Raw genomic sequence first — 15,964 nt, forward strand, 5'->3', positions numbered from 1 at the left:
CCATGGAAAACCTCGACGTCATGGTGCTGCGCACGCTGCGCGACTGGCGGCGTGCCGGCAAGCGCGCGCTGCTGACCACCGTGGTGCGCACCTGGGGCTCGTCGCCGCGGCCCGTGGGCTCGATCATGGCGCTGGCCGAAGACGGCGCCGTGGTCGGCTCGGTCTCGGGCGGCTGCATCGAAGACGACCTCATCGCGCGCTACAGCCATGCCCACGGCAAGGGCGAAGACGTGCCGTTGGGCGCGCCGCCCGCGCTGGTCAAGTACGGCATCACGGCCGACGAGGCGCACCGCTTCGGCCTGCCCTGCGGCGGCACGCTCGAGCTGCTGCTCGAATACGCGCCCGACGCCGACACGCTCGACACGCTGGTCGCCGAACTCGAACGCGGCAAGCTCATGCGCCGCACGGTGACGCTGGCCACCGGCGCGGTGCGGCTGGCCGAGGCGACCGCACCCGACGAGCTCACGGTGAACGACACCGAGCTCACCAACACCTTCGGTCCCGAGTACCGCATGCTGCTGATCGGCGCCGGCCAGCTCGCCGAATACCTCGCGACGATGGCCAAGTTCAGCGGCTTCGCCGTGACGCTGTGCGACCCGCGCGCCGAGTACCGCACCGCGTGGACGCTGTCCGGCGTGACGATCACCACCGAGATGCCCGACGACGCCGTGCTGGCCTTCCGGCCCGACCGCCGCAGCTGCGTGGTCGCGCTCACGCACGACCCCAAGCTCGACGACCTCGCGCTGCTCGAAGCGCTGCAGAGCGAGGCCTTCTACGTGGGCGCCATCGGCTCGCGCCGCAATGCCGACGCGCGGCGCGACCGCATGATCGAGCACTTCGACCAGACGGCCGCATCGCTCGCGCGCCTGCGCGGGCCCATCGGCATCTTCATCGGCAGCAAGACGCCGCCCGAGATCGCGGTGAGCGTGATGGCGGAGATTCTTGCGGTGAAGAATGCGGTGACGCTGCCGCGCGAAATGGAAGTCGCGCGCGCCAAGGAAATCCAGCAGCTGCAACCGAGCTGAGCTGAACCACCGGGCGTGGCTCAGTCCACGCCCAGCAGGTCGTAGATGCGGCGCACGTACTCGCCGAACTCGGGGCTGGTCTTCACGTGCAGCTTGCGCGGCTCGGGCAGCTCGATGCGAAAGAAGTCGGCCATGCGCGCCGGACCGGCCGTGAGCACGGCGCAGTGCGAGCCCAGGAACACCGCCTCCTGGATGCTGTGCGTGACCACGATGAAGGTCTTGCGGCTGCGCTCCCAGATGCGCAGCATCTCCAGGTTCATCTTCTCGCGCGTGAGCGCATCGAGCGCGCCGAAGGGCTCGTCCATGAGCACCAGCTTCGGGTCGTGGATGAGCGCGCGCGCGATGGCGGCGCGCTGCTGCATACCGCCCGAGAGTTCGTAGGGCAGCTTGTCGGCGAAGCCCGTGAGGCCGACCATGTCGAGCAGTTCGTGCGCGCGCGCCTTGGCGGCCTTGCGGTCCAGCCCGAGGATGTCGGCGGGCAGCAGCACGTTCTCGAGAATGGTGCGCCACTTCAGCAACAGCGGCTGCTGGAACACCATGCCGACATCGCGGCCCGCATTGAAACCCGAGCCGCCGGGCCCGCCGATCTCGAGCGTGCCGCCGTCATGGCCGTGCAGGCCCGACAAAATCTTCAGCAGCGTCGACTTGCCGCAGCCCGAGGGGCCGACCAGCGAGATCATGTCGCCCGCATGCACGTCCATCGTGACGTCGGAGACGGCAAGAAATTCTTCGTTGCGCTTGCGGTAGACCTTGCGCAGCTGCCGCATGCGGATCAGCGGCGCTTCCTGCGGTGGTGCGAGCACGGCGCTCATGCCAGCCACCGTGCCAGGTTGTCGCGCACGAAGGCGTCGTCGGCCAGGTCGCCGTGCTGGCGGTAGACGCGGTCGATTTCCGCCGACTGGCCCTTGCCCAAACCTTCTTCGGGATCGAGGCACCAGATGCCTTCGAGCAGACCTTGGCGCCGCAGGACCTCGTGGCAGCCCGCGATGCAGCCGTGGAAGTTGTTCGCCACGTCGAAGAAGGCGGCGTTGCAGTCGGTCACGCGCGAATCGAGCGCGAGCAGGGCGGGGCTCAGCGCGCCGCCGCTGGCGGCCAGCTCGGCCTTGATCTGTTGCAGCTGGTGCACGGCGCTCGACGTCCACACCGACCAGTGGCCCAGCAGGCCGCCGCGAAAGCGCACCTGCACGGGTGCGCCGTCGCGCATCGCGGCAAAGGGCAGCGCGAGGTCGAGCACGATGTGGTCGTCGTTGCCGGTGTAGAGGAACACGCGCTCTTCGGCGCGCGCATCGACCAGCCCGCGCACCACGTCGATGCTGCGGTAGCGGTTGAAGGGCGCGACCTTGATGGCGAGTGCGTTGGGGATGAGCGCGAAGCGGCGCCAGAAGTCGCTCGACAGGATCGGGCCGCCGACCACGGTCTGCAGGTAGAAGCCGATCAGCGGGATCTCCTGCGCCACCGCCTCGCAATGGGCGATGAGTGCGTCTTCCGACGACCCGGCCAGTGCCGCGAGGCTCAGCAGCCCCGCGTGATAACCCAGAGCCACGGCGGTGCGCGCCTCGGCCTGCGCCTGCGCGGTCGGGCCGCACAGGCCGGCGATCATCGCCATCGGGCGGTCGCTCCACGCCAGCCGATCCTGCATCGCCGCTTCGAGCACCGTGGCGTACAGGCCGCGCTCGCGGATCGCGAACTGCGTGGTGTGCACGCCCACCGCGAGGCCGCCGACGCCGGCATCGACGTAGTAGCGGGTCAGCGCGCGCTGGCGCTGGCGGTCGAGCTGGCGATGCGCGTCGAGTGCAAGCGGATGCGCCGGAATGACAGTGCCTTGCGACAGCAGCGCAAGCACGTCGGCGGGAAGGTCGGAGCGGTTCAGTGACATGGGCGAAGGTCCTCAGGCGAACTCGGGGCCGGCGATGGCGTGGATGAAGGCGGGGTGTCCGGTGGGCGGCTGCGCGCCCTCGCGCGTGGCCAGCGCCATGCGCGTGAAGCTGCGTTGGGGCGCGAAGCCGGCGGCGCGCAGCGCGGCAGTCATGACTGGGCGGTCGTCGGGCACGTCGATGCAGATGCGGCCGTCGATGCCGCGTGCAGCTTGCGTCAGCAGCGCGGCGGCGACGGCCTCGTCGGACGACAGCAGCGGGCCGATATGGTGCGCAGTGCGCCCTGCGCGCACGAGGCCGAAGCCCAGGCCGTTGCGCACGCAGCGGCTGTCGTCGCGGCCGAGCAGGTCGGCGAGCACGGCGGGGCGCGCGAAGCCCAGCGCCTGTGCGTCGAGCGCGGCGAGGCTGTCGAGGGCCGGCTTGTCGGTGGCGAGCGATGCCGTGGCGGGTGCGGCATCACGCTGCCAGCGCGTGAGGCGCCACAGCGGCGTGAAGCCGAAACTCGCGTAGAGCGGCTCGCCCTGCGGCGTGGCGTCGAGCATCGCCACGAGACCGGCGGTCTTCACCTGGTCGAGGCAGCGCGCGAACACCGCGCGGCCCAGGCCTTGCCCGCGCGCGGCAGGCATCACGAGGATCATGCTGATCCAGGCCACGCCGTCCATCGGCAGCACCGCGCCGCTGGCGATGAGCTGGCCTTCGCCATCACTCACGTCATGCACGCCATGCACCATGCCGAGCCGCTCGAACAGCCGCCAGTCGTGCGCGGTCTGGTTCCAGTTGCTCGCGGCAACCAGCGCGTCGAGCATCGGGGCGATGCCGGGCGTGATCGACGAGAGTGCTTCGACGGCGGGCATGGTCATGGGCTCAGTACTTGCCGTCGCGGGATTCGAACTTGGTCGGTTTGCCGTACTGGCGTTGTTCGCGCGAGATCCAGTCAGCCACCCAGCGGATCTGCTGTGCCAGCGGCACGCGCGGGTAACCGAACAGGCGCTCGGCCTCGCCGGTGTTCATGAGCCAGGCGGTCGGCGCTTCTTGCCCGGTGATCGTCACGGGCTTGTCGAACTGTCGCGCGAACTCTTCCGCGAGCCAGCGGATCGACGTGGTCTCGGGCCCGCTCACGTTGAGCGGCGAGGTCGGCACGGTGGCCGCCGCGAGGCAGCGCAGCGCCTGCGCGTTCGCGTCGCCCTGCCAGATCACGTTGACGTGGCCCATGGTCACGTCGACCGGCTCGCCGCGCCACACCTTGAGCGCCACATCGGCCAGCACGCCGTAGCGCAGGTCGATGGCGTAGCTCAGGCGGAACAGGCGCCCGGGCGTGCTGTGGCGTTGCGAGAAGTACTCGAACATGCGCTCGCGGCCCACGCACGAGTTGGCGTATTCGCCGGGCGGATTGGGCGCGTCGCTCTCGCTCGCGCCCTGGCTGGTCACGGGCACGAAGGGGTACACGCAGGCGGTCGAGAAGGCGACGATGCGCGAGGCATGGAAGTGCTCGGCCACCAGCGCCGGCACGTGCGCGTTCATGGCCCAGGTCAGCGGGTTGTCGGCGTCGGCGCCGAACTTGCGCCCTGCCATGAACACCACATTGGCGCAGGGCGGCAGCGCGGCGATGGCGGCGCGGTCGAGCAGGTCGCAGGCGAGGGTCTCGATGCCGTGCGCTTCGAGTGCTTCGCGCACGCCGGCTTCGCTGAAACGGGCGACGGCGATCACGCGGCGACCGGGCATGGCGTTCTTGGCGAGGCGGGCCAGCGTGGGGCCCATCTTGCCGCCCACGCCGAGGATCATCAGGTCGCCGTCGAGGCGGGCCATGTCGCGCACGAGGTCGCGCGAGGGCGTGGCCAGGTAGTCTTCAAGCGCGGCTTCGCTCTCGAAGCGCTCGGGAAAGGGCAGGTCGTCGAGGACAGGCGTGGAGGTCATTGGATTCTTGCGTCCTGGGTGATGAAGAGGCGCTCCAGCAGGAGCACCAGCAGATAGAGCAGCACGCCCAGGCCCGTGATGAGCAGCACGGCCATGAAGACCGCGGGCGTGTCCAGCGAGGCCTGGACCTGGATCATCAGATAGCCCAGGCCGCGTTCCGAGGCGATGAACTCGCCCACCACCGCGCCCGCGACGGCGAGGATGGTGGCGACCTTCATGCCCGAGAACACGTACGGGAGCGAACCCGGCAGCTGGATGTAGCGGAACAGCTGCCAGCGCGAACCCTTGAGCGCGCGCACGAGGTCGAGCAGCTCGGGCTCGGTCTCATTGAGCCCGCGGATGGTGGTCAGCAGGATCGGAAAGAAGCACAGGCTGAACGTGATCAGGATGTTCGGCCCGATGCCGTAGCTGAACCACACGATCACCAGCGGCCCCATCGCCACCTTCGGGATCATGTTGAGCGTGACCAGCAGCGGGAACACCAGCAGCATCAGCCGCTTGCTGGTGATGAAGAGCAGCGCGCAAAGAATGCCGAGCACCAGCCCCAGCGCGTAGCCGCCGAACACTTCGAGCGCGGTGACGCCGGTGTTCTTGAGCCAGCTGTAGTTCGGGTTGGCCAGCGTGGCCAGCACCTTCGAGGGCGCCGGCAGGATGAAGGGCTGGATCGCGAAGACGCGCACTGCCAGCTCCCACAGCGCGATGCCCGCCAGATGCACCGCGACCACGAGGGCCCAGCGCTGCCATTCGGGGCGCTCGCCCGACAAGGGCGCAGGTGCGAGGGGCGCCAGAGCGCCATCAGGTGCCGTCATCTCAATTCCTGGGTCGAGGAAGCAATGCGGCGAATCATAGGAGTCGCCACGACCCGAGTCAACCAACTAGTTGATAATTTTCATGCGGCGGCTTTGTCGGGCCGCAAGGCATTGAGCGCGAACTCGATCACGTGGCGGCGGCGCTGCAGCAGCGCGCCGCGTGCGTCGAGCGGCTTGCCGAAGATGGCCGACAGCGTGTGGTTGTTGGAGAAGAAGAAGTACGAGATGCCGGCGATCGAGATGTAGAGGTTGATCGCATCGAAGTCGGGCCGGAACACGCCCGCCGCCACGCCGCGCTTGAGCGTGGCCTCGAGCATCTCGATGAAGGGCGAATGCATCTTCTGCAGCCGCTCCGACTCGCGCAGGTGCGCGCCGTGGTTGCGGTTCTCGTCGGCCAGCAGCGCGATGAACTCGGGGTGCTCGGCCAGGTAGTCGAACGAGAAGGCGACCAGCTGCTTCATGGCCTCGAGCGGCTCGAGTTCGTCGAGCGTGAGTTTCTGTTCCTTCTCGCGGATCTCGGCATAGACCGATTCGAGCGCGACCAGGTACAGCCCCTGCTTGCTGTCGAAGTAGTGATAAACGAGCTGCTTGTTGACGCCGGCGTTGGCGGCGATCTCGTCGACGCGCGCGCCCGCGAAGCCCTTGGTGGCGAACTCGGCCACCGCGGCGGAAATGAGGGCCTGCTTGGCGGCGACGGGGTCGCGCTCGCGTTTCGTGGCAACGGTGCTGCGGGCGGTGCGGGTAGGGCTGGTGGCGGTCATGGTGTTTTGATTCTCCCGGCAGTGGCAACGCGGTCTGGATGATCTGGATTGCTTGTCAACCAAACAGTTGGTAATATAAATTTCAGGACCTGTTTTTACCTTCTTTTGGAGTGATCCGCATGAAAAAGCTGTTGTCGGCCGCCGGCGCCACTGCCCTGTTGATGGCCTCGGCCCCCGCCGCATTTGCGGCCGATGCCATGAGCCTGATGCTCAACTGGACACCCACGGCCGATCATGCGCCGATCTATTTTGCGAAGGCCAAAGGCTGGTACACCGAGGCGGGCATCGACCTGAACATCGAGGCCGGCAAGGGCTCGGCCGTGTCGGCGCAGCGCGTGGGCACGGGCGGCAGCGACCTGGGCATTTCGGACCTGCCCACCACGATCCAGGCCAAGGGCAAGGGCGCCGACGTGAAGGCCGTGATGGTCATCTACGCCAACAGCCCGCAGGGCTTCTACTGGCTCAAGTCGTCGGGCATCAACGGCCCGAAGGACTTCGCGGGCCGCAAGATCGGCAACCCGCCCGGTGACGCCGCGCGCCTCATGTGGCCGGCCTTCGCGAAGAAGGTGGGGCTCGACCCGGCCAGCGTGAGCTTCGTCAACGTGAGCCCGCAGGCCAAGGTGGCGGCGCTGAAGAGCAAGTCGGTCGACATCATCAGCGACTTCTACAACGAGCACGACCTGAAGGCGCGCGAGTTCGGCGCCGACCTGGGCTTTCAGCCGTGGCGCGATGCCGGCGTGAACGTGTACGGCAACTCGCTGATCGTGAATGGCCCGTACCTTGCGAAGAACCCCGGCCAGGTGAAGAAGTTCGTCGCCGTGACGCAGCGCGCCTACGACGCCTGCGTGAAGAGCTTCGAGCCCTGCCTGCAGGCACTGCAGGCCAGCGTGAGCGGTCTCACGCCCGACAACCAGCGCGACCAATGGATGCGCATCAAGCAACTCATGCGCGACGACACCACGACGAAGGTGGCGCTCGGGGCGTTCGACGGTGCACGCGTGAAGGCCGACTACGACCTCGTGTCCTCGCTGATCGGCATCGACAAGGCCTACGACCCCGCGACGCTGTTCACCAACGAGTTCCTCGACAAGGGCGTGCGCATGGCGCCCAACTGATCGGAGAAGAAAGCCGCCTCAGTCCGACTTCGCGGCGGGCGGCACCTTCGGGTTGCCCTTTTGCCGTTCACGGAAGAGGGCGGCACGCATCAGGAAGATGGTGGTGATCGGCGCCGTCAGCACGATGAACAGCACGATCAGCATCGCGTGCAGGAACAGGCTGAAGCCCTGCACCGAGAAGTAGGCGATGGTGGCCACCGTCAGGCACCAGGCGCCCACCGTGGCACCCAGCGTGGGCGCATGGATGCGGCGGAAAAAAGTGGGCAGGCGCACCAGGCCGAAGGAGCCGATGGCCGCGAAGGCCGCGCCCAGCACCGCGAACACGGCGGTGATGATCTCGGCCCACAGGGGCAGGGCAGCGGCGCTCATTCGATGACCTCCCCGCGCAGCAAAAACTTCGCGATCGAAGTCGACCCGACGAAGCCGAACAGCGCCACCAGCATCGCCGCCTCGAAGTACACGCTGCTCGCGTAGTTGATGCCGAGCACCAGCATCATCAGCATGCCGTTGATGTAGAGGCAGTCCAGCGCCATCACGCGGTCTTGCGCGGACGGTCCGGCCAGCAGGCGGAACAGGGCGCACAGCATGGCCACGGCCAGCAGGAACAGCGCGGCCTTCAGGGCCCAGTAGAGAACAGGGGTCATGATTCGAAAATCTCCATCAGCGGACGTTCGTAGCGGGTCTTGATCATGGCGATGAAGGCCGCGTCGTCCTCGACGTCGAACACGTGGATCAGCAGCATGGTGCGATCGAACGACACCTCGCCCCAGGCGGTGCCGGGCGTGAGGCACATGATCATCGCGAGCACGGCCAAGCCGTTGGGGTCGCGCATGTCGAGCGGAATGTGCACGAAGCGCGCCGAGATGTCGGCGGTGCGGCGCGTGAGCAGCAGCCGCGCCACGTCGTACGCCGACTTCAGCATGTCGAAAGTGACGAGGAACGACAGCCGCAGCGCCACGCCGGGCCGGCGCATGCGCACCCTGGCGGGCCGCAGGCCCTTGGTGATCAGCGGCACGGCAATGGCGAGCACCGCGGCCGACAGCAGCGTGGCCGCTTCGAGCGACTGGTTGAGCAGCAGCCAGATGACGAACAGCGCGAACGACAGCGGCGGGGAAGGCATCAAGCGCTTCATGGCCTGGCCTCCTCTTTCTTCACGGGCACCGGGTTGGGCTTCTGCTTGGCGCCGAGCACGGCCTCGCGGTACGCGGTGGGCGTGCGCAGGCCGCCGGCGGTGGCTTGCGCGTGCTGCATCACGGGCTCGGCCCACACCGTGAGCGCGACGCAGGCTGCGAGCAGGGCGGCCACCGGCAGCACCTCGAGTGCGGGCAGCGACGGCATGGTGGGATGGTGTTGCGTCCAGAAATGGCGGATGCCGGTGCGGCTCAGCGCGATCAGCGAGAGAAAGCCCGCGACGATCAGCAGGCCGAGGAAGGTCCAGCCGGCGGTGGTGACGGCCTTGGCGTCGAGCAGGCCCGAGAGCATGGCGAACTTGCCGACAAAGCCCGACAGCGGCGGCAGGCCCGCCAGCAGCAGTGTGCACAGCATGAAGCTCAGGCCGAGAAAGGCCACGCCCGCCGGGATGGCACGGCCGTAGAGCGCCTGCGCATCGTCGTCGAGGTTCACGTCGTTGAGCGCGCGCAGGTCTTCGGCCAGGAAGGGCGCATTGCCCGCCGCCTCGTGCGGCGCGACGCTCATGCCCGCGTTGCGCCAGCGCTCGATCATGTCGATCAGCAGGAAGAACGCCGCCACCGCGAGCGTGGAACTCAGCATGTAGTACAGCGCACCGGCCCACACGGCCGGATCGCCGAGCCCGACGGCGGCCAGCAGCGTGCCCGCCGACACCAGCACGCTGAAGCCCGCGAGGTTCGACAGGCGTTGCGTGCCGACGATGCCGATGGCGCCGACGAACAGCGTGGCCAGCCCGACGCTCACCAGCGCGGCCTGCCCGAAGGCCGCCGAGGCGCCGGTGTCGGGCGCGAACAGCACGGTCCACAGGCGCAGCACGGTGTACACGCCGAGCTTGGTGAGCAGCGCAAACACCGCGCCCACCGGCGACACGGCCGCGCTGTAGGCCGGCACCAGCCAGAAGTTGAGCGGCCACGCGCCCGCCTTGGCGAAGAACGCGGTGGCCAGGATGGCCGCGGCCGCGTGCACGAGGCCGCGATCGCCCGGCGCCAGCTCGGCGATGCGCGCGCCCAGGTCGGCCATGTTGAGCGTGCCGGTCACGCCGTACAGAATGGCCGCGCCGATGAGGAACAGCGACGAGGCCGCAAGGTTGATCGCGATGTAGTGCAGCCCGGCGCGCACACGCAGCTGGCCCGAGCCGTGCAGCAGCAGGCCGTACGAGGCCGCGAGCATCACCTCGAAGAACACGAACAGGTTGAACAGGTCGCCCGTGAGGAAGGCGCCGTTCAGGCCCATGAGCTGCAGCTGCAGCAGCGGATGAAAGTGCACGCCCGCGCGGTCCCAGCGCGAGGTCGAGTAAATCGACGCGGCAAAGGCGACCACGCCCGTCAGCGCGACCATCATGGTCGAGAGCCGGTCGGCCACCAGCACGATGCCGAAGGGCGCGCGCCAGTTGCCCGGCAGGTACACGCCGATGGAGCCCGGGCCGCCGCCGGTGTCGGCCGCGTTCACCCAGCGCAGCAGCGCGAGCGCAGCGAGCAGGCCGATCAGACCCGAGACCACGCTGAGGAACGACTTGGTGCGCCGGCGGTTCTCGTTCATCAGCAGCATCAGCGCCGCCGTGAGCATGGGCACGAGGATCGGCACCGCCACCAGGTGCGGCATGCTGAATTCAAGGAAGCGGTCGAGCAGGTGGAGCACGTCGGTCATTCCACGGCCTCCCGCTCTTCACCATCGACGTGGTCGGTGCCCGAGAGGCCGCGCGAGGCGAGCATCACGACGAGGAACAGCGCGGTCATCGCGAAGCCGATCACGATGGCCGTGAGCACCAGCGCCTGCGGCATCGGGTCGGCCGTGTTGGCCAGCGTGGCCTTGAAGCCTTCGACCAGCACCGGCTCGCTGTCGACCTTGAGCCGGCCCATGCTGAAGATGAACAGGTTGACCGCGTACGAGATGAGCGTCAGGCCCATGATGACCTGGAAGGTCCGCGGGCGCAGCAGCAGGTACACGCCCGAACCGGTGAGCACGCCGATGGCGATGGCCAGCACGATTTCCATCAGCGGGCCCCTCCGGTGATGGCCGCAGCCGCAGCAGCGGCTTCTTCGGCTTCGGCGGCGGCGCGCGCCTCCGCTTCTTTCTCTTCCTGTTCGTCGGCCCAGCGGTGGCTTCGGATGGACTGGTGGGCCAGCGCGGTGAGGATCAGCATGGTGGCGCCGAGCACCAGCGCGAACACGCCGATGTCGAAGAAGAGGGCGCTGGGCACGTGCATGTCGCCCAGCAGCGGCACGTGCAGGTGCGCGGTGTGCGTGGTCAGGAAGGGATAGCCGAAGAGGAGCGCGCCGCCGCCGGTGGCGAGTGCGAACAGCAGGCCGATGGCGATCCAGCGGCGCGGGTAGATGCGCAGGTGTTCTTCGACCCACTCCGTGCCCGAGACGATGAACTGCAGCACCAGCGCGACCGACATCACCAGCCCCGCGACGAAGCCGCCGCCGGGCGCGTTGTGGCCGCGCATGAAGAAGTACACCGACACCAGCACGGCCACCGGCAGCACCAGGCGCACCAGCACGGCCGGCACCATCAGGTAACCGATGGCGGAGTCGGTGGCGCGGCGCGGGTTCAGCAGGTCGCTGCTGCCATCGTCGACCTGCAGGCGTTGCTGGATGGGCAGCGCCATCGATTCGATGGCCGGGCGGAAGCGCCGCAGCAGCGCATACACGGTGAGCGCCACGATGCCCAGCACGGTGATCTCGCCGAAGGTGTCGAAGCCGCGGAAGTCGACCAGCATCACATTGACCACGTTGGTGCCGCCGCCTTCGGTGAGCGCGCGTTCGAGGAAGAAGGGCGAGATGCTCTGCGGGAAGGTGCGCGTCATCAGGGCCCACGCCAGCGCCGCCATGCCGCAGCCGGCGATGGTGGCCACCAGCAGGTCGCGCCCGCGACGGCCCCAGGGCCGCAGCCGCGCGCGCGCAGGCTGGATGACGTCCTTGCTGCGCATCGGCAGCCAGCGCAGGCCCAGCAAAATCAGCACCGTGGTCACGGCCTCGACCACCAGCTGCGTGAGCGCGAGGTCGGGTGCCGAGAACCAGATGTACGTGACGCACGAGACCAGCCCGGCGCCCGCGGCCAGCATGAGCGCCGCGAGCCGGTGGAACTTGGCCTGCCACGCGGCGGCAACGGCGCAGATGCAGCCGATGAGCCAGGTCATCGCGAACATCGGCGAGAACGGCAGCAGCTCGCGCGTGCCGCGGTCGGCCGGCGTGGCCCACAGCGACGCCGCTGCACCCGCCACCGCTACCACCACCAGCCACAGCAGTTGCCACTGCAGGCGGCGCGTGCCGAACAGGCGGCGGCTGCGCCGGCCGGCCTCGCTCAGCAGCGCGATGAGGTGTTCGAAGATGAGCTGCCCGTCGAAGCGGTGCAGCAGCGGCGTGCGCTCGAGGCGGCCGCTGCCCAGCGGGCGGCGCAGCAGCAGGTAGAGCGCGGCGCCGCCCGCGAGCGCGACGAAGCTCATCATCAGCGGCAGGTTGAAACCGTGCCACACGGCCAGGCTGTATTCGGGCAGCGTGCCGCCGACCACCGGCGTGGCCGCCGCCGCGAGCATCGGCCCGACCGACCAGGCCGGCGCCACGCCCACCACCAGGCACAGCAGCACCAGAAACTCGACGGGCACGCGCATCCAGTGCGGTGGCTCGTGCGGGGGCTTGGGCACGTCGGGGCCGCAGGGTGGGCCGAAGAACACGTCGAACACGAAGCGCGCCGAGTACGCCACGCTGAAGATGCCCGCAATGGTCGCGATGACCGGCAGGCTGAGGTCGATCCAGGGCGTGGCCTGGATGAAGACCGTCTCGGCGAAGAACATTTCCTTCGAGAGAAAGCCGTTGAGCAGCGGCACGCCGGCCATCGAGGCGCTGGCGATGATGGCCAGCGTGCCGGTGATGGGCATGAGCCGCATCAGGCCGCTGAGCTTGCGGATGTCGCGCGTGCCGGTCTCGTGGTCGATGATGCCGGCCGCCATGAACAGCGAGGCCTTGAAGGTCGCGTGGTTCATGACGTGGAAGACTGCAGCGACGGCTGCGAGCGGGCTGTTCAGGCCCAGCAGCAGCGTGATCAGGCCCAGGTGCGAGATGGTCGAGTAGGCCAGCAGCGCCTTCAGGTCGCGCTGGAACATGGCCGCGAAGCCGCCCAGCAGCAGCGTGATCGCGCCCGCGCCGCCGACCATCCAGAACCACTGCTCGGTGCCCGAGAGCACGGGCCACAGGCGCGCCATGAGGAACACGCCCAGCTTCACCATGGTGGCCGAGTGCAGGTAGGCCGACACCGGCGTGGGCGCGGCCATGGCGCGCGGCAGCCAGAAATGGAACGGGAACTGCGCGCTCTTGGTGAACGCGCCGAGCAGGATCAGCACCAGCGCCACCGGGTACAGCGCGTGCGCGCGGATGATGTCGCCCGAGACCAGCACGATGTCGAGTTCGTAGCTGCCGACGATGCGGCCCAGCACCAGCACGCCGGCCAGCAGGCACAGCCCGCCCGCGCCCGTGACCGTGAGCGCCATGCGCGCCCCGCGCCGCGCGTCGCGCCGGTGGTGCCAGTAGCCGATGAGCAAAAAGGAGAAGAGGCTGGTGAGCTCCCAGAACAGCACCATCTGGATCAGGTTGCCCGAGAGCACCACGCCCATCATCGCGCCCATGAACGCGAGGAAGAACGAGAAGAAGCGCGGCACCGGGTCGGAGGCCGACATGTAGTAGCGCGCATAGAGCACCACCAGCGCGCCGATGCCCAGCACCAGCATGCAGAACAGCCACGCGAAGCCGTCGAGGCGGAACACGAGGTTCAGGCCGAGGGCGGGGAGCCACTCGATTTCCTGGCGCAGCACATTGCCGTGCGCGATCTGCGGAAAGAGCCATGCGACCTGGATGGCGCAGCCCAATGCAACGAGCCCTGCGAGGGTCGACTCCCGGTTGCGCGCGTTGGACGGCATCAACGCGGCCAGCACGCTGGCAAGAAAGGGGAGTGCGACGAGAAGGGCGAGGGGCATTGGGGGTCGATTCTATCGATCGACCCTCTGCGAAGCCCCTGTCTATAACCGCAGGAGCGCGGGCAGTTTTGTCGCTGTCACGAAGCCAGCACGAGCTGCACGCTGCGAATGCCCAGCCAGGTCAGCACCAGCGAACCGCACAGGTGCAGCAGGCCGGTGCCCAGCGCCAGCAGCGGCCGTCCGCCGAGCAGCAGCGCGACCACTTCGGCCGAGAAGCTCGAGAAGGTCGTGAGCCCGCCAAGGAAGCCGGTGATGAGCAGCAGGCGCCACACCGGGTCGAGTTGCGGCAGCGCCTGGAACACGGCCACGGCCACGCCGACGAAGTAGCCGCCGATGAGGTTGGCGGCCAGCGTGCCGTAGGGCACGGGGCCGCCGGTGTTGAGCCAGAGGCCCAGGCCCCATCGGGCGAGGGCGCCGCACGAGGCGCCGAGACAGATTGCAAGAGCCGGAAGCAGCATGGGCCTATTGTCGGTGGGTCGCGGCCCCTCGAGTTCAGGGCGCCATTTGCTGGGGCAACCACGTCACCAGCTGCGGCACGAAGTAGATGAGCAGCACCGCCGCCACCATCAGCCCGAACATCGGCAGCGTGACGCGTGCGATGTAGAGCAGGTCTTTCCCGGTCATGCCCTGAAGCACGAACAGGTTGAAGCCCACCGGTGGCGTGATCTGCGCCATCTCGACCACCAGCACGACGAAGATGCCGAACCAGACCGGGTCGATGCCGGCCGCGATGACGGTCGGCATGATCACGCCCATGGTCAGCACCACCATGGAGATGCCGTCCAGGAAGCAGCCCAGCACGACGTAGAACGCGGCGAGCATCAGGATCAGCTGGAACTTCGACAGCCCCAGCGAGCCGATCCACTCGGCCAGGTGGCGCGGCAGTCCGATGTAGCCCATGGCCAGCGTGAGGAAGGCCGCGCCCGCGAGGATCAGCGCCATCATGCAGTACAGGCGCGTGGCCCCGAGCAGCGCTTCCTTGAAGCTGTGCCAGGTGAGCGAGCCCTGTGCGGCCGAGATGACCATGGCGCCGACCACGCCCACGGCCGCCGCCTCGGTGGCCGTGGCGATGCCGGCATAGATGGAGCCCAGGACCGACAGGATCAGCAGCGCCACCGGGATCAGCGACATCGAGGCCCAGAGCTTCTCGACGAAGGGCAGCTTCGCGTCGGCGGGCGGCACCTTGTCGGGGTTGCGCAGGGCCCAGACCACGATGTAGCCCGAGAACAGCAGCGCCAGCAGGATGCCGGGGATGACGCCCGCGATGAAGAGGCGCGCAATCGACACGTCGGCGCTCACCCCGTACACGATCATGATGATCGAGGGCGGGATCAGCAGCCCCAGCGTGCCGGCGCCGGCCAGCGTGCCGATGACCATGTCGTCGGGGTAGCCGCGGCGCTTGAGCTCGGGCAGGCTCATCTTGCCGATGGTGGCGCAGGTGGCCGCGCTCGAGCCCGACACCGCCGCGAACACCGCGCAGCCCACCACGTTGGTGTGCAGCAGCCGGCCGGGCAGGGCCTGCATCCAGGGCGCGAGGCCCTTGAACATGTCCTGCGACAGCCGCGTGCGAAACAGGATCTCGCCCATCCACACGAACAGCGGCAACGCCGTGAGCGTCCAGCTCGAGGCCGATCCCCAGATGGTCACGGCCATGGCGTCGCCCGCGGGGCGCGACGAGAAGATCTGCATGGCGATCCACGCCACGCCCGACAGCGTGAGGCCGATCCACACGCCGCTGCCCAGGATGAGGAACAGCGCGGCGATCAGCAGGCCGGCAATGGCGATGTCACTCATGGCGCAGCGCCTCCGTTTCGGTGGACTGGGCCGGGCGGCCGCGCCACTCGATCACGAACTCGTCGAGCGACGCGATCGCGAAGACGATGGCGCCGAGCGCCATCGACAGCTGCGGAATCCACAGTGGCGTGGCGTCGTTGCCGGTGGAGATGTCCTGGTAGTCGAGCGATTGCCAGACCAGGCGCACGCTGTACCAGGCAAAGAGCAGGGCCAGCAGCGCCGCGGCGCCCATGGCCCAGCGCTCGAGCCAGCGCCGTGCCGCGGGCGGCAGGTTCTGCATCACGAGCGTCACGCGGATGTGCTCGCCGCGCTTGAGCGTGTGCGCAAGCGCCAGGAAGCCTGCGCCGGCCATCAGGTAGCCGGCGTAGGCGTCGATGCCGGGAATGTTGAAGTGCAGCTGCCGGCCGAGGATGGAGAGCAGCACCATCGCCAGCAGGCCGATCATGAAAAGCGCCGCCAGGGCGGCGGCGCTCAGGTAGAGAAAATCCAGCGTCTTGCGCATCGGGTGCCGT

Annotated in this window: 17 protein-coding genes; 2 read left to right on the plus strand and 15 right to left on the minus strand. The window is 68.5% G+C overall.

Annotated features, from left to right (window positions below; all coding sequences use genetic code 11):
- Window positions 1–2: 2 nt before the first annotated feature.
- Window positions 3–1,025: an XdhC family protein gene (locus RZE79_RS09105; protein ID WP_319360057.1), complete on the plus strand. Its 1,023-nt coding sequence runs from the start codon at window positions 3–5 to the stop codon at window positions 1,023–1,025.
- Window positions 1,026–1,045: 20 nt separating this feature from the next.
- On the opposite strand, the gene RZE79_RS09110 is transcribed toward RZE79_RS09105, so the two are convergent.
- The 6 genes from RZE79_RS09110 to RZE79_RS09135 form a co-directional block, all read right to left on the minus strand.
- A complete protein-coding gene (locus RZE79_RS09110) occupies window positions 1,046–1,837 on the minus strand; it encodes an ABC transporter ATP-binding protein (RefSeq protein WP_319360058.1) in 792 nt (263 codons plus the stop codon).
- Entirely contained in the window at window positions 1,834–2,901 is a 1,068-nt protein-coding gene (locus tag RZE79_RS09115) for a dihydrodipicolinate synthase family protein (RefSeq protein WP_319360059.1), read from the minus strand. Before RZE79_RS09115 ends, RZE79_RS09110 begins: the two co-directional genes overlap by 4 nt.
- A gap of 12 nt (window positions 2,902–2,913) precedes the next feature.
- A complete protein-coding gene (locus RZE79_RS09120; protein ID WP_319360060.1) occupies window positions 2,914–3,759 on the minus strand; it encodes a GNAT family N-acetyltransferase in 846 nt (281 codons plus the stop codon).
- A 4-nt stretch (window positions 3,760–3,763) separates the two neighbouring features.
- A complete protein-coding gene (locus RZE79_RS09125; protein WP_319360061.1) occupies window positions 3,764–4,813 on the minus strand; it encodes an NAD-dependent epimerase/dehydratase family protein in 1,050 nt (349 codons plus the stop codon).
- The gene (locus RZE79_RS09130; RefSeq protein WP_319360063.1) at window positions 4,810–5,622 is read right to left on the minus strand and encodes an ABC transporter permease; all 813 of its coding nucleotides are present in this window, start codon (window positions 5,620–5,622) and stop codon (window positions 4,810–4,812) included. Before RZE79_RS09130 ends, RZE79_RS09125 begins: the two co-directional genes overlap by 4 nt.
- Window positions 5,623–5,702: 80 nt before the next feature.
- Window positions 5,703–6,383, minus strand: a complete 681-nt coding sequence (locus tag RZE79_RS09135) for a TetR family transcriptional regulator (protein ID WP_099795911.1) — start codon at window positions 6,381–6,383, stop codon at window positions 5,703–5,705.
- A 119-nt stretch (window positions 6,384–6,502) separates the two neighbouring features.
- Here RZE79_RS09135 and RZE79_RS09140 point away from each other — a divergent pair, with 119 nt between their 5' ends.
- Window positions 6,503–7,498: an ABC transporter substrate-binding protein gene (locus tag RZE79_RS09140; protein WP_319360066.1), complete on the plus strand. Its 996-nt coding sequence runs from the start codon at window positions 6,503–6,505 to the stop codon at window positions 7,496–7,498.
- Between the two features lie 18 nt (window positions 7,499–7,516).
- Here the strand turns inward: RZE79_RS09140 and mnhG are convergent, their stop codons facing one another.
- The 9 genes from mnhG to RZE79_RS09185 all read right to left on the minus strand — a co-directional run bounded on the left by mnhG (window position 7,517) and on the right by RZE79_RS09185 (window position 15,954).
- Entirely contained in the window at window positions 7,517–7,867 is a 351-nt protein-coding gene (mnhG, locus tag RZE79_RS09145) for a monovalent cation/H(+) antiporter subunit G (protein WP_153285341.1), read from the minus strand.
- Window positions 7,864–8,142, minus strand: a complete 279-nt coding sequence (locus RZE79_RS09150; RefSeq protein WP_153285340.1) for a K+/H+ antiporter subunit F — start codon at window positions 8,140–8,142, stop codon at window positions 7,864–7,866. The genes mnhG and RZE79_RS09150 overlap by 4 nt, the downstream gene beginning before the upstream one ends.
- Entirely contained in the window at window positions 8,139–8,630 is a 492-nt protein-coding gene (locus tag RZE79_RS09155; RefSeq protein WP_153285339.1) for a Na+/H+ antiporter subunit E, read from the minus strand. The genes RZE79_RS09150 and RZE79_RS09155 overlap by 4 nt, the downstream gene beginning before the upstream one ends.
- Window positions 8,627–10,333 (minus strand): monovalent cation/H+ antiporter subunit D, encoded by a 1,707-nt coding sequence (locus RZE79_RS09160; protein WP_319360068.1) that lies wholly within the window; start codon window positions 10,331–10,333, stop codon window positions 8,627–8,629. Before RZE79_RS09160 ends, RZE79_RS09155 begins: the two co-directional genes overlap by 4 nt.
- Window positions 10,330–10,680, minus strand: coding sequence for a Na+/H+ antiporter subunit C (locus RZE79_RS09165; protein ID WP_056582686.1), 351 nt, complete (start codon window positions 10,678–10,680; stop codon window positions 10,330–10,332). The genes RZE79_RS09160 and RZE79_RS09165 overlap by 4 nt, the downstream gene beginning before the upstream one ends.
- The gene (locus RZE79_RS09170; RefSeq protein WP_319360069.1) at window positions 10,680–13,658 is read right to left on the minus strand and encodes a monovalent cation/H+ antiporter subunit A; all 2,979 of its coding nucleotides are present in this window, start codon (window positions 13,656–13,658) and stop codon (window positions 10,680–10,682) included. Before RZE79_RS09170 ends, RZE79_RS09165 begins: the two co-directional genes overlap by 1 nt.
- 77 nt (window positions 13,659–13,735) lie before the next feature.
- The gene (crcB, locus tag RZE79_RS09175; RefSeq protein ID WP_319360071.1) at window positions 13,736–14,116 is read right to left on the minus strand and encodes a fluoride efflux transporter CrcB; all 381 of its coding nucleotides are present in this window, start codon (window positions 14,114–14,116) and stop codon (window positions 13,736–13,738) included.
- 34 nt (window positions 14,117–14,150) lie between these two features.
- Entirely contained in the window at window positions 14,151–15,452 is a 1,302-nt protein-coding gene (locus RZE79_RS09180; protein WP_153285336.1) for a TRAP transporter large permease, read from the minus strand.
- The gene (locus RZE79_RS09185) at window positions 15,445–15,954 is read right to left on the minus strand and encodes a TRAP transporter small permease (RefSeq protein WP_319360073.1); all 510 of its coding nucleotides are present in this window, start codon (window positions 15,952–15,954) and stop codon (window positions 15,445–15,447) included. Before RZE79_RS09185 ends, RZE79_RS09180 begins: the two co-directional genes overlap by 8 nt.
- Between the last annotated feature and the right edge of the window lie 10 nt (window positions 15,955–15,964).

Origin of the sequence: Variovorax sp. EBFNA2, assembly GCF_033802765.1 — a bacterium.
GTDB lineage: Bacteria > Pseudomonadota > Gammaproteobacteria > Burkholderiales > Burkholderiaceae_C > Variovorax > Variovorax paradoxus_H.

Excerpts from the sequence above, each read along its gene's own strand:
- RZE79_RS09115 (WP_319360059.1), bottom strand. The coding sequence starts at position 2,901 with ATGTCACTGAACCGCTCCGACCTTCCCGCCGACGTGCTTGCGCTGCTG.
- crcB (WP_319360071.1), bottom strand. The coding sequence starts at position 14,116 with ATGCTGCTTCCGGCTCTTGCAATCTGTCTCGGCGCCTCGTGCGGCGCC.
- RZE79_RS09165 (WP_056582686.1), bottom strand. The coding sequence starts at position 10,680 with ATGGAAATCGTGCTGGCCATCGCCATCGGCGTGCTCACCGGTTCGGGC.
- RZE79_RS09105 (WP_319360057.1), top strand. The coding sequence starts at position 3 with ATGGAAAACCTCGACGTCATGGTGCTGCGCACGCTGCGCGACTGGCGG.
- RZE79_RS09110 (WP_319360058.1), bottom strand. The coding sequence starts at position 1,837 with ATGAGCGCCGTGCTCGCACCACCGCAGGAAGCGCCGCTGATCCGCATG.
- RZE79_RS09135 (WP_099795911.1), bottom strand. The coding sequence starts at position 6,383 with ATGACCGCCACCAGCCCTACCCGCACCGCCCGCAGCACCGTTGCCACG.
- RZE79_RS09180 (WP_153285336.1), bottom strand. The coding sequence starts at position 15,452 with ATGAGTGACATCGCCATTGCCGGCCTGCTGATCGCCGCGCTGTTCCTC.
- RZE79_RS09170 (WP_319360069.1), bottom strand. The coding sequence starts at position 13,658 with ATGCCCCTCGCCCTTCTCGTCGCACTCCCCTTTCTTGCCAGCGTGCTG.
- RZE79_RS09155 (WP_153285339.1), bottom strand. The coding sequence starts at position 8,630 with ATGAAGCGCTTGATGCCTTCCCCGCCGCTGTCGTTCGCGCTGTTCGTC.
- RZE79_RS09130 (WP_319360063.1), bottom strand. The coding sequence starts at position 5,622 with ATGACGGCACCTGATGGCGCTCTGGCGCCCCTCGCACCTGCGCCCTTG.
- RZE79_RS09150 (WP_153285340.1), bottom strand. The coding sequence starts at position 8,142 with ATGACCCCTGTTCTCTACTGGGCCCTGAAGGCCGCGCTGTTCCTGCTG.
- RZE79_RS09140 (WP_319360066.1), top strand. The coding sequence starts at position 6,503 with ATGAAAAAGCTGTTGTCGGCCGCCGGCGCCACTGCCCTGTTGATGGCC.
- RZE79_RS09120 (WP_319360060.1), bottom strand. The coding sequence starts at position 3,759 with ATGACCATGCCCGCCGTCGAAGCACTCTCGTCGATCACGCCCGGCATC.
- RZE79_RS09160 (WP_319360068.1), bottom strand. The coding sequence starts at position 10,333 with ATGACCGACGTGCTCCACCTGCTCGACCGCTTCCTTGAATTCAGCATG.
- RZE79_RS09125 (WP_319360061.1), bottom strand. The coding sequence starts at position 4,813 with ATGACCTCCACGCCTGTCCTCGACGACCTGCCCTTTCCCGAGCGCTTC.
- RZE79_RS09185 (WP_319360073.1), bottom strand. The coding sequence starts at position 15,954 with ATGCGCAAGACGCTGGATTTTCTCTACCTGAGCGCCGCCGCCCTGGCG.
- mnhG (WP_153285341.1), bottom strand. The coding sequence starts at position 7,867 with ATGAGCGCCGCTGCCCTGCCCCTGTGGGCCGAGATCATCACCGCCGTG.